Genomic DNA, 13,402 nt, shown 5'->3' with positions numbered 1-13,402 from the left:
TACACTCAAAAGGCTGAAAGGAGGAGCCGTCATGTCCGAACGAGAGATCACCACCCTTCTGTCACTGATGAACCAGCGGCAAGCGTGCCTTAGCACTGCTTGCAAGGCGATTGCCGACTGGATCGATCGCCAGGGCGACCTGCCGGCGGCCGGTAAGATACGGGCAAGCCTGAAGGCCTTGGAAGCTGACGAAGCACGTGTGCGGCGTGCGCTGACGTCATTGACGCTGGACAGGCCACTGCCGAAGTTTCGCAGTTGAACCAGCTGGGGCCACAAGGCAGCCCCGCCAGGTGTTACGGGTGGCTCATGTGCATATGTTCATGCTCACCTTGCGCCTGCGCAGTGAGCGCGCGTACCTGAGCTTGCACGGCCACAGTCTCGGCGGTGCCATCGGCGGTTTCTACCGTCAGCGTCAGCGGAACCTGCTGGCCTTCCTTCACCTGATCGTTCAAGCCCATCAGCATCACGTGCAGGCCATTGGGGTCCAGGGTGACAGGCTTACCGGCCGGCAGCGCGACAGCCTTGACCTCACGCATGCCCATGACGTCCCCGTTCATGGTCATTTCATGCACTTGTACAGTCTTGGCCACAGGCGAGGCGACACTGACCAGCTTGCTGTCGCTACTGGCGGTAATGGTCATGAAGGCACCGGTCGACTGCTGGTGAGGCACGCTGGCGCGCACCCACGCCTCGCTGACTGTGGTCTGGGCCATTACCGGCCCAGTGAGGCCCAGCAGGACCAACGCAGCCAGGCCGCGCTTAACGGATTGCAATGACATTCAGCAGATCTCCATCAGGGTAACCAGGTCTTCGGCACATTCCTTGGCTGTGAGGGAATGCCCGAGGCTCAGCCGCAGGGTGCCACGGGTGTCGTAAACGTAGCTGGTGGACGAATGTGAAATGGTATAGGTGTCACCGGCCGGGACTTTTTCATAGAACACCTTGAACTCCCTGGCCACGGCGTCGATTTCTTCAGGCGTACCGGTGAGCGCGACGAAGGTCGGGTCGAACGCCTTGACGTAGGCATCGAGCACTTGCGGCGTATCGCGTTCTGGATCGAGGGTAATGAATACCACCTGGAACAGATCACGGTCTCGGCCGCGCAGCAGTTTGCGGATCTGGGCGGCTCGTGCCAGGGTGGTCGGGCAGATGGCCGGGCACTGGGTGAAGCCGAAGAAGACCATCGGCATGCTGCCGTAGAAGCTTGACAGGGTACGGACGTTGCCTTGGGGATCGCGCAGCGAGAACTTGCGCCCAAGGATTTCGTTGCTCATGTTCTTGCCATACTTGAACTCGAGCCCACGCGCCGGACTGCAACCTGCCAGCAGGCCAAGCCCAAGAACGCCCATGCCGGCGACGACTGCACGCCGACTCAGAAGATCATTCATGAAACCATCCTTTACAGGGAAGGTGCCGACCCTCGGGGCGGGCCGGGCAGAAAACCGGCGCATTCTGGCATGCCCCCCAAGTACCTTCTACCCACTGGCGGCGATTAACCCCTGCAGGCCGCTGATTACGGGCAGCGGCCGATTGTCGCAGGGCTTGCAAACGTAACAGTTTGTTGCTAGTGCAGTGCGGCACGTCGCCTTCCAGGGCCAGCGCCAAGCCAGATTCCAGCTCGGTGCAACCCCTGATGCCTTAGTAGTAGGCGTTTTCTTTCTGGCTATGGTCCGTCACATCACGCACACCCTTGAGCTCAGGAATGCGCTCGAGGAGTGTCCGCTCGATGCCTTCCTTGAGGGTGACGTCCGCCTGACCGCAACCTTGGCAGCCGCCGCCAAATTGCAGGACAGCGATGCCCTCGTCGACGACATCCACCAGGCTCACCTGACCGCCATGACTGGCCAGGCCAGGGTTGATTTCGGTCTGCAGATAGTAGTTGATGCGTTCGTTGATCGGGCTGTCTTCATTGACCATCGGCACCTTGGCGTTAGGCGCCTTGATGGTCAACTGGCCACCCATGCGGTCGGTGGCATAGTCCACCAGCGCATCTTCCAGGAACGGCACGCTGACAGCGTCGAGGTAGGCAGTGAAGCTTTTGAGGCCCACAGCAGTGTCATCAGGCTTCTCTTCACCCGGCTTGCAATAGGCGATGCACGTCTCGGCGTACTGGGTACCCGGCTGGGTGATGAAGATACGAATGCCGATACCCGGCGTGTTCTGCTTGGACAGCAGATCAGCCAGGTAGTCATGGGCGGCGTCGGTAATGGTTATAGCGCTCATGTAGGTTCCTCACAGACTTGTGCGCCAGTGTACGCCAACGCAGCCCTCTAACAAAGTCCTAGTATTTGACTCGGGAAAGCACATACGGCTGCACCTGTACGCTCGGTGCTTTCCAGGCCTGCATGTGACGGTACAGGCCGCGCTCGATCCACTGGTAACTGAGCCACGACAGCAGTGCGATGCAAGGCACGCAGACGGCGAATGTCAGGTACGGGTCCAGCCCCAGTTGCTGGCTGGCAAACCAGCCCAGGTGCAGGACCAGTACATGGATCAGGTACACCGAATACGAGCAGTCGCCCAGCGCCTTGAGTACGCGATTGCCAGTGAACAGCGGCTCCATGGCGATGAAGGCCAGGACGACCATTGCGCTGGGCAGGCCCCAATGCAGCAGCCGTTGAGAGGCGTCTAGCTGATAAATGGCCAGCGCGGCCACTGCCAGAAGCCCCAGCGGGACCCAGACACCCTGACGGATCAGACCACGGCGATGCAGCACCCCGATACCGATGCCGAGCAGGAATTCATAGACGATGTCATTGTTGTAGAAATGACTGACCACGCCCAGGCGCCCCAGGACCTCGCTCACCACTACCAACAGCCCGGCCACCACCAGCAAGTGCAGGCGCCGGCCAACGAGAAACGCCATCCCGAACAGCAGGTAGAACATCATCTCGAAGTTCAAGGTCCAGCCGACGTTCAGGGTGGGGTACATACCGTAGCCACCTGGGTTCTCTGCCGGTATGAAAAAGAGTGAACGCAATAGGTGCTGCCAGGTGAACACCTGATGCGGCATCCATTGACTGAAGGCCAGCAGCATCAAGGCCATCAAGGCCGAGTAGAACCAGTAGGCCGGCACGATACGCAGCACTCGGTTTAGCAGAAACTGATGCGGGACAACCTGCTTGTCGCAGGTCGAAAGGTAGATGACCAACCCGCTGATGACGAAGAAGATATCCACGCCGACCGCACCCCGATCAGTGAACAATTGGCCGACGGGCCCGGACGCATGAAAGTCGAAAAAAACCTGCATGAAGTGGTGGCAGACGACCACCCAGGCGGCGAAAGCACGAAGTGCCTGAAGCGAATACAGCATGAAGTACCCTGCGTTTGCCGGTGCATTCAGGCACCGGCTGCAGCGCAGCTGCCGGTGCCACTCATGGTTTGGGACCGCAGGAGGGCGCGAAAGGTCAGCGCGCCCCGATCAGAGGTTTTCGTAGCGGTTCATGTCCAGCACGCCGGCCTCCACCGGGTCGGTTTCCAGAATGAACGCGCTCAGGTCATGGAAATAACGCCAGAATTGCGGGTGAGTTCGGCGTATACCCCATCGCTCGACGATGCGCTCGAAGCGAGCGGCATCATCCTTGGCCTGACTCATCAGGTCGACGAAAACCGGTACTTCGGCGGCTGGCACGTTGAACATGAAGTTGGGGTAGCTGGTCATGACCCCGGGCTGCAAGGTCAGGGTATCGAGGCCCGGCTGGTAACGATAAGCCTCGCCCAACAGGAATGCCACGTTGCTGTGCGCCCGGTTGCGCATCAAGGTATAGACCTGCCGCTGCCCACCCTGCCCTTCAATGCGCAGCAGCGTCGCCTCGGGCAATTGATTGATCACTTTCAACCCTGCGGCGGGACGCGAGACCAGCCGGCTGAGGGACTGCTCTGCATTGCGGAACTCTTCAGTCATCTGCGACCGCGAACAGTACGCCCCCTGGCAGCGGTTGATCGGGTCGGGTGAAGCATTGATGCTGGCGGTCCGCGCGATCAGCTGCAACCCGAAGTCGCGTTTGGGATCGTGTGGACTCAGGGCAAGGCCGCTCGGGGTATCGGCGTCGATGTTTTCGTAGTCGAGCCACATCTTTATCTTGCCGCTGTCCTGATACCAGTCGCTCAGGATGCTTTGGCGCGCCTCGGCCGGCATCAGGCGCAGGAAGTTGACCTCGGCGCCGTTGCGGATCAGGTCGAAGTACAGGCGCGTCTGCAACTGGTGCGACAGGTTGCCGAAGACGTCGAAGTTGACCGCCAGCTGGTAGTAGGTGCGCTCGAGCAAGGGGTAGTCGAACAACCACATCGTCAGGGGCACATCCCCCACCAGGCCCTTGGTCACTGTAGCGCTGTCGAAGTGACGGAAGATGCTCAGCAACGCGTTGTCGTTGCCTGTCCACAAGGTCGACCAGCCCGGGGCCGGCATGTCGGCATAGGCCTCACGGCGCAGTTTCTCGTACTCGTTGCGCTTGTCGCGATAGGCACGCCACAGTGCGAGCACACTGCCCACATCGTCGTTCTGACCCGGCATGGCGAGCAAGGGCGTGGCCTTGCCACGGTAACGGGCATCGGTGACGTAGCGGTCGAAGGCAGGCTCCTGGAACAGCGCCCAGAAGTTGTCGCGGATCACGTCCGTGGCAATCTGCCCACGGCACACCGGCCCGCGTATGAATGTGCGTACGAAGTACTCGGCGTTGTCGAGCATGAACTGGTAGCGAGCCACCGCCGGGATCGCCTCGAAGGTTTCGAAAGGGTTGGCGCGGTGACGAGGGCCGTAGCCTGGCAGCGTGGTCACCTGCCAATCGCCGGCGTAGAAGAGCTGCTTGACCCGCTTGAGTTTTTGCGGACCCAGGGGGTAGGTGATGTGTGTCTTGTGCACGATCACGCCCTGGATGGGAATCAGGCGATAGAAGAACTCTGTTCCGGGCGGATCATTGGGCCTGCGCGTGGCGATGATATCGGCAGGCTGCCCGCTGGGCGTGCGCGAGCGCACCCATTGGAAAAAGTGCCCCTGCTCACCCCCGGTAAAGTGGATGTGGGCGAGGAACAGATGCTCGTACAACCAACGCCCCACCAAGGCTTCTGAAGCTCCTGGACGATTGAGCAGCGCTTCCCATTCGGCGATCTGACGGGCTTCGCTGGCACTGGGCTTGATCGCCTGGTACTCGACTGGCGCACCCGCCGCCAGCCAGCCACGCAGTGTCGCGTATTCCTGGTCCGTCAGGCCGGTGACGGCCAGCGGCATGCCTTCTTTGGGATGCGCACCGGCGTAGGCGTCGAACTCGTGGGGCAACGGGCACATATTGTTGCGGTTCAGGCCTAGTGCAATCTCATCCGGTACCTTGGCATTCGGGGTGAGCGGCGTCTTGTGCCCCAGTTCGAGCATGCGCGCCATCAAAGCGGCTTGGCTGCCCTGGTTGTCGAGCACCGAATAGAAGCCCTTCTTGCGCCACTCGGCCTCGCCATGAGCGTCATAGAACAACCGGGTGGGCGCCACGGCCTTGCTGCGCTCGCCCTGGTAAACGGGCACCTTGCTGGCGCCGCGCACGGCGCCTTCGGCTGCCTCCAGCTTCAGCTGGCAGGCAGCGTCGTTGCAGGCGTGGCAGGCGACGCATTTTTCGGTGAAGATCGGCTGGACATCACGGGTGTAGGAGATGGCTGGACTTGCTTGAAGACCTTGCCCGAACGCCGCGCTACTGAGTAAGAGAGCGACAAAGCCGGCAAGCATACGATGCACCATGTGCGAGATGTCCTGATTATGTGCAGCCAACGCAATAAGCATGGGCAGTGTTTGTATTAATAGCTGAGTAAGACCCAGGCAACATGAACATATTTCATGGAAACCGAGCGCACCCCTAAAAACCGTGCAGCTTTGTTATGATTCAGCACTTTCTGATTTCCGCCCGTCCAGGTAGTTCATATGTCCGACCGCAGCGCTCGTCTTCACGCCCTTCAACAAGCACTTAAAGAGCGCATCCTGATTCTCGATGGCGGCATGGGCACCATGATTCAAAGCTACCGGTTGGAGGAAGCCGACTATCGTGGCACGCGCTTTGCCGATTGGCCAAGCGACGTCAAAGGTAACAATGACCTGCTGCTGCTGAGTCGTCCAGATATCATCGCGGCCATCGAGAAGGCTTACCTGGACGCGGGCGCCGATATCCTCGAGACCAACACCTTCAACGCCACCCAGATCTCCCAGGCCGACTATGGCATGGAATCGCTGGTGTATGAATTGAACGTGCAAGGGGCGCGCATCGCCCGCCAAGTGGCCGATGCCAAGACGCTGGAAACACCCGACAAGCCGCGCTTCGTGGCGGGCGTGCTCGGCCCGACCAGCCGCACCTGCTCGATATCTCCCGATGTGAACGACCCGGGCTACCGCAACGTCACGTTCGACGCGCTGGTGGAAAACTACATCGAGGCCACCCGCGGGCTGATCGAGGGCGGTGCCGACCTGATCCTGATCGAAACCATTTTCGACACCCTCAATGCCAAGGCGGCGATCTTCGCCGTGCAGCAGGTGTTCGAGGACGACGGCATCGAGCTGCCGATCATGATTTCCGGCACCATCACCGATGCCTCCGGCCGCACATTGTCCGGGCAGACCACCGAAGCCTTCTGGAACTCGGTCCGGCACGCCAAGCCTATATCCGTCGGCCTGAACTGCGCATTAGGCGCCAAGGACTTGCGCCCTTACCTGGAAGAGTTGTCGAGCAAGGCCGATACTCACGTTTCGGCCCACCCCAATGCGGGCTTGCCCAATGCCTTCGGTGAGTACGACGAAACCCCGGCGGAAATGGCGGCCGTGGTCGAGGAGTTCGCCGCCAGTGGCTTCTTGAACATCATTGGCGGTTGCTGTGGCACCACCCCTGGGCATATTCAGGCAATCGCCGAGGCCGTGGCCAAGTACCCGCCACGGCCAATCCCGGAGATCGCCAAGGCGTGCCGCCTCTCGGGCCTGGAGCCCTTCACCATCGATCGCCAGTCGTTGTTCGTCAACGTCGGTGAGCGCACCAACATCACCGGCTCGGCCAGGTTCGCGCGGCTGATTCGCGAGGAAAACTACACCGAGGCCCTGGAAGTGGCGCTGCAGCAGGTAGAGGCCGGCGCCCAGGTCATCGACATCAACATGGACGAAGGGATGCTCGACTCCCAGGCGGCCATGGTCCGTTTCCTCAACCTGATCGCCGGCGAGCCGGACATCTCGCGCGTGCCGATCATGATCGACTCTTCGAAGTGGGAGGTGATCGAGGCTGGCCTCAAGTGCATCCAGGGCAAAGGCATCGTCAACTCCATTTCCATGAAAGAAGGCGTTGAGCAGTTCAAGCACCATGCCCGCTTGTGCAAGCGCTATGGCGCAGCCGTGGTGGTCATGGCCTTCGACGAGGTTGGCCAGGCCGACACTGCCGCGCGCAAGCAGGAAATCTGCAAGCGCAGCTACGACATTCTGGTCAACGAGGTGGGCTTCCCCGCAGAAGACATCATCTTCGACCCGAATATCTTCGCTGTCGCCACCGGCATCGAGGAACACAACAACTATGCCGTGGATTTCATCGAGGCCTGCGCCTATATCCGCGACCACCTGCCGCACGCCTTGACCTCGGGTGGGGTGTCCAACGTGTCGTTCTCGTTCCGGGGCAATAACCCGGTACGCGAGGCGATTCACTCGGTGTTCCTCTACCACGCCATCGCCAACGGCCTGACCATGGGCATCGTCAATGCCGGGCAGTTGGAAATCTACGACCAGATCCCAGCGCCGTTGCGGGAAAAGGTCGAGGATGTGGTGCTCAACCGCACGCCCCAGGGCACCGATGCGCTGCTGGCCATTGCCGACGACTACAAAGGCGGCGGTGCCACGCGGGAAGTCGAGAACGAGCAGTGGCGCTCGCTGCCGGTGGAAAAGCGCCTGGAGCATGCGCTGGTCAAGGGCATCACGGCGTTCATCGTCGAGGACACCGAGGCGTGCCGCCAGCAATGTGCGCGGCCGATCGAGGTCATCGAAGGCCCCTTGATGAGCGGCATGAACGTGGTCGGCGACCTGTTCGGCGCCGGCAAGATGTTCCTGCCCCAAGTGGTCAAGTCGGCCCGGGTGATGAAGCAAGCCGTTGCGCACTTGATTCCGTTCATCGAAGCCGAAAAAGGCGACAAGCCCGAGGCCAAGGGCAAGATCCTGATGGCGACGGTCAAAGGCGATGTGCACGACATCGGCAAGAACATCGTCGGCGTGGTGCTCGGCTGCAACGGCTACGACATCGTCGACCTGGGGGTGATGGTGCCCGCCGAGAAGATCCTGCAGACGGCTCGGGACGAGAAATGCGACATCATTGGCCTGTCGGGCCTGATCACACCGTCGCTGGACGAGATGGTGCATGTGGCGCGCGAGATGCAGCGCCAGGGTTTCGAGCTGCCGTTGATGATTGGCGGTGCCACCACTTCCAAGGCCCATACGGCCGTGAAGATCGAGCCCAAGTACAGCAATGACGCCGTGATCTACGTCACCGATGCGTCTCGCGCCGTCGGCGTGGCGACGCAATTGCTGTCCAAGGAGCTCAAGGCGGGTTTCGTCGAAAGCACACGCCAGGACTACGAAGAGGTACGCGCGCGCACGGCCAACCGCAGCGCCCGGACCGAGCGCCTCACCTACGCCCAGGCAGTGGCGGCCAAACCCCAGTACGACTGGGCCGGTTACCAGCCAGCCGTACCCTCCTTCACTGGTACCAAGGTCCTGCATGACATCGACCTGCGCACCCTGGCCCAATACATCGACTGGACGCCGTTCTTCATTTCCTGGGATCTGGCGGGCAAGTTCCCGCGAATTCTCACGGACGAAGTCGTTGGCGAGGCGGCGACTGCCCTGTATGCGGACGCCCGCGAGATGCTCGACAAACTGATCGACGAAAAACTCATCAGTGCTCGCGCAGTGTTTGGCTTCTGGCCCGCCAACCAGGTGGCCGATGACGACATCGAGGTGTACGGCGAAGACGGCGCTGCGCTGGCGACCTTGCACCACCTGCGCCAGCAAACCATCAAGCCCGACGGCAAGCCCAACTGGTCGCTGGCCGACTTCGTGGCCCCCAAAGCCAGCGGTGTGACCGACTACGTGGGCGGGTTCATCACCACGGCCGGTATCGGGGCCGAAGAAGTCGCCAAGGCGTACCAGGACAAAGGCGACGACTACAGCTCGATCATGGTCAAGGCCCTGGCCGATCGCCTGGCCGAGGCCTGCGCCGAATGGTTGCATGAGCAGGTGCGCAAGGATTACTGGGGGTATGCCCGGGAGGAGCAGCTGGACAACGAAGCGCTGATCAAGGAGCAGTACCGTGGCATCCGTCCAGCGCCGGGCTACCCGGCATGCCCCGACCACACCGAGAAAGAAACCCTGTTCCGCCTGCTCGACGGCAGCGCCATCGGCGAAACCGGCCCAAGCGGCGTCTTCCTGACCGAGCATTACGCCATGTTCCCGGCCGCGGCTGTCAGCGGCTGGTATTTCGCCCACCCGCAGGCGCAGTACTTTGCAGTGGGCAAGGTGGACAAGGATCAGATCGAGTGCTACAGCACCCGCAAAGGTCAACCAATAAGTGTCAGCGAGCGCTGGCTGGCGCCAAACCTTGGGTATGACAGCTAAGGCACACCCGCATCCAGCGGTTCCCGTGGGGCGCAGCTGGAAACAAGGCGCGTCAGTGTTGATGCGCCATGTGATCGGTGAGCAGGATTAGGGGTGAGTGCCCCAATACACCGCCGTGATGACGACCAGCGCGACCAGGCACAGGATTGCCCAGGTATCGACGCCATGGCTGGGCTTGCGCAACTTCGTTGGATTGGTCATGGCATTGCCTCTTGTAGTGATTATGGGAATGCACCGCACAATCGGCAGTTAAGACCAGCAAAGACCTTTGCTCAAGCAGGGCTTTTCAGTATTCGACCGGTGACGTCAGGAACGGGTACTGATAGCCAGCCGTGCGCTCTATCGCGCTGTACGCCTTGAAGTCCACGCCGTGGTCGGCCAACTCCAGTCGTTTAAGCCATTGCCCGGCCTTGGCCTGGTCGATGCTCTGCAGCACAGGCAGGCTGTAATTGCGCAGGCCGTCGCGCCCGAACGGCAGGCCGTGGGCATCGTCATACAGCATGACCATGGCCCAGCCCCCAAGGCTGAAATGCCCGCCCATCAGTACACTCAAGCGCCCATCCAGACGCGCACGCAACGCCTCCCCCGAGCTGTTCACCGCACTGAACATGACATCCTTGCCTGGCTTGAGCCCCGCTTCCTCGAACGCCTGCATGGCCCCAAAGGCCATCTCGTCGTTGGCCGACCATACAAGCCGTGTCTGTGGGTAGCGTTCGAGCAGAAACCGCGCCTGCTCGTAGGCGCGCTGCCGGCTCCACCCGCCGTACACCACCTGCCGCAAGCGCACCTGGGGGAAGTCGGCCAAGGCGCGGCGCATGCCTTCTTCCCGGCGCTGCGAGGCAGGCGTAGTTTTCACGCCTGAGAACGCGACCAAATCCACTGGGCCACTGGTGGCAGGCAATTGCGCGATCATTTCACGCAACATCTGGAAACCGGCTTGTTCGTCATTGGTGGTCAAAGAACCCAACGGCTGCGCGAATTTGTCAGGCCGAGCGCTGACAGCCCGCGCCTGGCTAGGCGTCAAGCCGTTGTTGACCAGCAACAGCTTGACCCCCGTCCCTTGCGACAGGCGCATGATCTCAGGGGCGATGTACTGCTCGTTTACCAGTACCAGGTAATCAGGTCGCCTGGGCCCATCGAGGGCCGCCCGGGCCTGGCTCAGGGCAAGATCGGTCCGGCGCTCGCCATACTCCACACGCAAGTCCATGCCCAGTTCGTCAGCGGCGGACTGCATGAACCGGCTGTAGCTGGTCCAGAATGTCTCGTCTGGCGAGCCCGGGTTGAGGAAAACCACTGACACCGGCTGCGCACTTGCGCTCAATGGCAGGGCGAAGCACAGGCAAAGGCAGCGGTACAGGGCCTTGAGCATAGGCTGACGTCTCTGAAGCAAACCCAGGATTATACCCCTCGGGTCAGAACTGGCGCATAAATGGCAGTCAGTCTCACATAGTCCGTTTGGTTCTTTTCATATGCAAAAACATCACTTTTGCGCATAAATACAACCTGCTATGGTGCCCCGGCTCCGAACCGGAGTGCGCGGCCGTGCGCGCGAATAGCTGCATGCCTGAGACAGGACTTTTATGTACGTATATGACGAATACGATCAGCGGATCATCGAGGACCGCGTCAAGCAGTTCCGTGATCAGACCCGCCGCTACCTGGCCGGTGAGCTGAGCGAGGAAGAATTCCGCCCGCTGCGCCTGCAGAACGGCCTATACATTCAACGATTCGCGCCGATGCTGCGTGTCGCCGTTCCTTATGGCCAACTCAATGCCCGGCAGGTGCGTACCCTGGCCAAGATCGCCCGCGATTACGACAAGGGCTACGCGCACATTTCCACCCGCCAGAACGTGCAGTTCAACTGGCCGTCCCTGGAAGATATCCCCGACATCCTGGCCGAATTGGCGACCGTGCAGATGCACGCCATCCAGACCAGCGGCAACTGCCTGCGCAACACCACCACCGATCAGTTCGCTGGCGTTGCCGCCGATGAAGTCATCGACCCGCGCCCCTGGTGCGAGATCGTCCGTCAGTGGACCACGTTCCACCCGGAATTCGCCTTCCTGCCGCGCAAGTTCAAGATCGCCATCAACGGTTCGAAACAGGACCGCGCGGCCATCGAAGTGCACGACATCGGCCTTGAGCCGGTGCGCAACGACGCTGGCGAGCTGGGTTTCCGCGTCCTGGTCGGGGGCGGATTGGGCCGCACGCCGGTGGTCGGTTCGTTCATCAATGAGTTCCTGCCCTGGCAGGACCTGATCAGCTACCTGGACGCTATCCTGCGCGTCTACAACCGCTACGGCCGCCGGGACAACAAGTACAAGGCGCGGATCAAGATTCTGGTCAAGGCCCTGACACCTGAAGTCTTCGCCGAAAAGGTCGAGGCCGAAATGGTCCACCTGCGTGGCGGCAGCAGCACGCTGACCGAGGCGGAAGTGCAGCGCGTGTCGCGTCACTTCGTCGACCCGCAGTACCTGGCGCTGGACGATGTCGACTACAGCGCCCTGGACAGCGAACAGCCAGGGTTCGCGCGCTGGCGCTCACGCAACACCCGCGCCCATAAACGCCCTGGTTACGTGGCCGTGACCCTGTCGCTCAAACCCACCGGCGTTGCTCCAGGTGACCTCACCGACAAGCAGCTCGACGCCGTAGCCGACTTGGCAGAACGTTACAGCTTCGGCTTCCTGCGCACCTCGCACGAGCAGAACATCATCCTGGCCGACGTCGAGCAACGCCAGCTGCATGCCCTGTGGCTGGAGCTGCGCGAGAGCGGATTCGCCACCCCGAACATTGGCCTGCTGACCGATATCATCTGCTGCCCAGGCGGTGACTACTGCTCATTGGCCAACGCCAAGTCTATCCCCATCGCCGAATCCATCCAGCGTCGTTTCGACGACCTGGACTACCTGTTCGACATTGGCGAGATCGACCTGAACATTTCCGGTTGCATGAATGCGTGCGGTCACCACCACGTCGGTCATATCGGCATCCTGGGCGTGGACAAGAAGGGCGAAGAGTTCTACCAGGTATCGCTGGGCGGCAACGCCGCGCGCGACGCCAGCCTTGGCAAGATCCTGGGCCCCTCGTTCGCCCAGGACGACATGGCCGATGTGATCGAGAAGCTGATCGCCGTCTACGTCGAACAACGCACTGAAGAAGAGCGTTTCATCGACACGTACCAACGCATCGGCATCGACCCCTTCAAGGAACGCGTGTATGCAGCGAATCATTAAGCACAACCAGATCGTCGACGAAACCTGGCACCTGCTGCCTAAGGAAACTTCGTTCGACGAACTGACCAACTGCGACGACTACATCGTGCCCCTGCAGATGTGGCGCGACCATGCCCATGCCCTGAAAGCCCGCGACGGTGGCCTGGGCATCTGGCTGGACAGCGACCAGGAGGCTGAGGAGATTGGCGAGGACGTCCAACACTTCCAGGTCATCGCCCTGAATTTCCCTGCCTTCACCGACGGGCGCAGCTATTCCAATGCGCGCCTGCTGCGCGACCGCTACGGCTACAAGGGTGAGTTGCGCGCCATCGGCGATGTGCTGCGCGACCAGCTGTTCTTCATGGCCCGTTGCGGTTTCGATGCATTCGCCATCCGCGCCGACAAGGACCCCGAAGACGCCCTGCAGGGCCTGAAGGACTTCTCGGTCACCTACCAGGGTGCCACGGACCAGCCGCTGCCTTTGTTCCGCCGGCGCTGAGCCCGTTGTTCGTCACGGCCGTGCACCTGCCACGGTCGTGACGGGCAGCCCCCACACTCGACCACACCGGTACTCCGCACA

General features: G+C 61.3%; 10 protein-coding genes. 4 read left to right on the top strand and 6 right to left on the bottom strand.

Annotated features, from left to right (window positions below):
- Positions 1-31: 31 nt before the first annotated feature.
- Positions 32-259 carry a hypothetical protein gene (locus tag ACF8GB_RS13990; protein WP_058637360.1) on the top strand — a complete coding sequence of 76 codons (228 nt, stop codon included), beginning with the start codon at positions 32-34 and terminating at the stop codon, positions 257-259.
- Between the two features lie 34 nt (positions 260-293).
- Here ACF8GB_RS13990 and ACF8GB_RS13985 read toward each other — a convergent pair whose 3' ends face one another.
- The 5 genes from ACF8GB_RS13985 to ACF8GB_RS13965 all read right to left on the bottom strand — a co-directional run bounded on the left by ACF8GB_RS13985 (position 294) and on the right by ACF8GB_RS13965 (position 5,722).
- Positions 294-779: a copper chaperone PCu(A)C gene (locus ACF8GB_RS13985; RefSeq protein WP_196185575.1), complete on the bottom strand. Its 486-nt coding sequence runs from the start codon at positions 777-779 to the stop codon at positions 294-296.
- Positions 780-1,388 carry an SCO family protein gene (locus ACF8GB_RS13980; protein WP_058603848.1) on the bottom strand — a complete coding sequence of 203 codons (609 nt, stop codon included), beginning with the start codon at positions 1,386-1,388 and terminating at the stop codon, positions 780-782. It abuts the gene before it with no gap.
- Positions 1,389-1,638: 250 nt separating this feature from the next.
- On the bottom strand, positions 1,639-2,223 hold the full coding sequence (gene nfuA / locus ACF8GB_RS13975; RefSeq protein ID WP_023536208.1) for a Fe-S biogenesis protein NfuA: 585 nt from the start codon (positions 2,221-2,223) through the stop codon (positions 1,639-1,641).
- A gap of 58 nt (positions 2,224-2,281) precedes the next feature.
- Positions 2,282-3,313: an acyltransferase family protein gene (locus ACF8GB_RS13970; protein WP_392527177.1), complete on the bottom strand. Its 1,032-nt coding sequence runs from the start codon at positions 3,311-3,313 to the stop codon at positions 2,282-2,284.
- Between the two features lie 108 nt (positions 3,314-3,421).
- Complete coding sequence (locus tag ACF8GB_RS13965) at positions 3,422-5,722, bottom strand: fatty acid cis/trans isomerase (protein ID WP_392527176.1); 2,301 nt, start codon at positions 5,720-5,722, stop codon at positions 3,422-3,424.
- Between the two features lie 180 nt (positions 5,723-5,902).
- On the opposite strand from ACF8GB_RS13965, the gene metH reads away from it, so the two are divergent.
- Entirely contained in the window at positions 5,903-9,610 is a 3,708-nt protein-coding gene (gene metH / locus ACF8GB_RS13960) for a methionine synthase (protein ID WP_145255314.1), read from the top strand.
- Between the two features lie 286 nt (positions 9,611-9,896).
- Here the strand turns inward: metH and ACF8GB_RS13955 are convergent, their stop codons facing one another.
- The gene (locus ACF8GB_RS13955) at positions 9,897-10,979 is read right to left on the bottom strand and encodes an ABC transporter substrate-binding protein (protein ID WP_196185578.1); all 1,083 of its coding nucleotides are present in this window, start codon (positions 10,977-10,979) and stop codon (positions 9,897-9,899) included.
- A gap of 211 nt (positions 10,980-11,190) precedes the next feature.
- Here ACF8GB_RS13955 and ACF8GB_RS13950 point away from each other — a divergent pair, with 211 nt between their 5' ends.
- Both ACF8GB_RS13950 and ACF8GB_RS13945 read left to right on the top strand, forming a co-directional pair.
- A complete protein-coding gene (locus ACF8GB_RS13950; RefSeq protein ID WP_196185579.1) occupies positions 11,191-12,843 on the top strand; it encodes a nitrite/sulfite reductase in 1,653 nt (550 codons plus the stop codon).
- Positions 12,827-13,321: a DUF934 domain-containing protein gene (locus ACF8GB_RS13945; RefSeq protein WP_027914639.1), complete on the top strand. Its 495-nt coding sequence runs from the start codon at positions 12,827-12,829 to the stop codon at positions 13,319-13,321. Before ACF8GB_RS13950 ends, ACF8GB_RS13945 begins: the two co-directional genes overlap by 17 nt.
- The last annotated feature ends 81 nt before the right edge of the window (positions 13,322-13,402 follow it).

Source organism: Pseudomonas sp. xss_4 (assembly GCF_043104125.1).
Classification (GTDB): Bacteria; Pseudomonadota; Gammaproteobacteria; order Pseudomonadales; family Pseudomonadaceae; genus Aquipseudomonas; species Aquipseudomonas parafulva_B.
The sequence above is the reverse complement of the archived record's forward strand: the minus strand, read 5'-3'. Positions and strand labels throughout refer to the sequence as shown.

Bases quoted from the DNA above. Each gene is read 5' to 3' on its own strand.
- ACF8GB_RS13990 (WP_058637360.1), top strand. From the start codon at position 32: ATGTCCGAACGAGAGATCACCACCCTTCTGTCACTGATGAACCAGCGG.
- ACF8GB_RS13985 (WP_196185575.1), bottom strand. From the start codon at position 779: ATGTCATTGCAATCCGTTAAGCGCGGCCTGGCTGCGTTGGTCCTGCTG.
- ACF8GB_RS13980 (WP_058603848.1), bottom strand. From the start codon at position 1,388: ATGAATGATCTTCTGAGTCGGCGTGCAGTCGTCGCCGGCATGGGCGTT.
- nfuA (WP_023536208.1), bottom strand. From the start codon at position 2,223: ATGAGCGCTATAACCATTACCGACGCCGCCCATGACTACCTGGCTGAT.
- ACF8GB_RS13970 (WP_392527177.1), bottom strand. From the start codon at position 3,313: ATGCTGTATTCGCTTCAGGCACTTCGTGCTTTCGCCGCCTGGGTGGTC.
- ACF8GB_RS13965 (WP_392527176.1), bottom strand. From the start codon at position 5,722: ATGGTGCATCGTATGCTTGCCGGCTTTGTCGCTCTCTTACTCAGTAGC.
- metH (WP_145255314.1), top strand. From the start codon at position 5,903: ATGTCCGACCGCAGCGCTCGTCTTCACGCCCTTCAACAAGCACTTAAA.
- ACF8GB_RS13955 (WP_196185578.1), bottom strand. From the start codon at position 10,979: ATGCTCAAGGCCCTGTACCGCTGCCTTTGCCTGTGCTTCGCCCTGCCA.
- ACF8GB_RS13950 (WP_196185579.1), top strand. From the start codon at position 11,191: ATGTACGTATATGACGAATACGATCAGCGGATCATCGAGGACCGCGTC.
- ACF8GB_RS13945 (WP_027914639.1), top strand. From the start codon at position 12,827: ATGCAGCGAATCATTAAGCACAACCAGATCGTCGACGAAACCTGGCAC.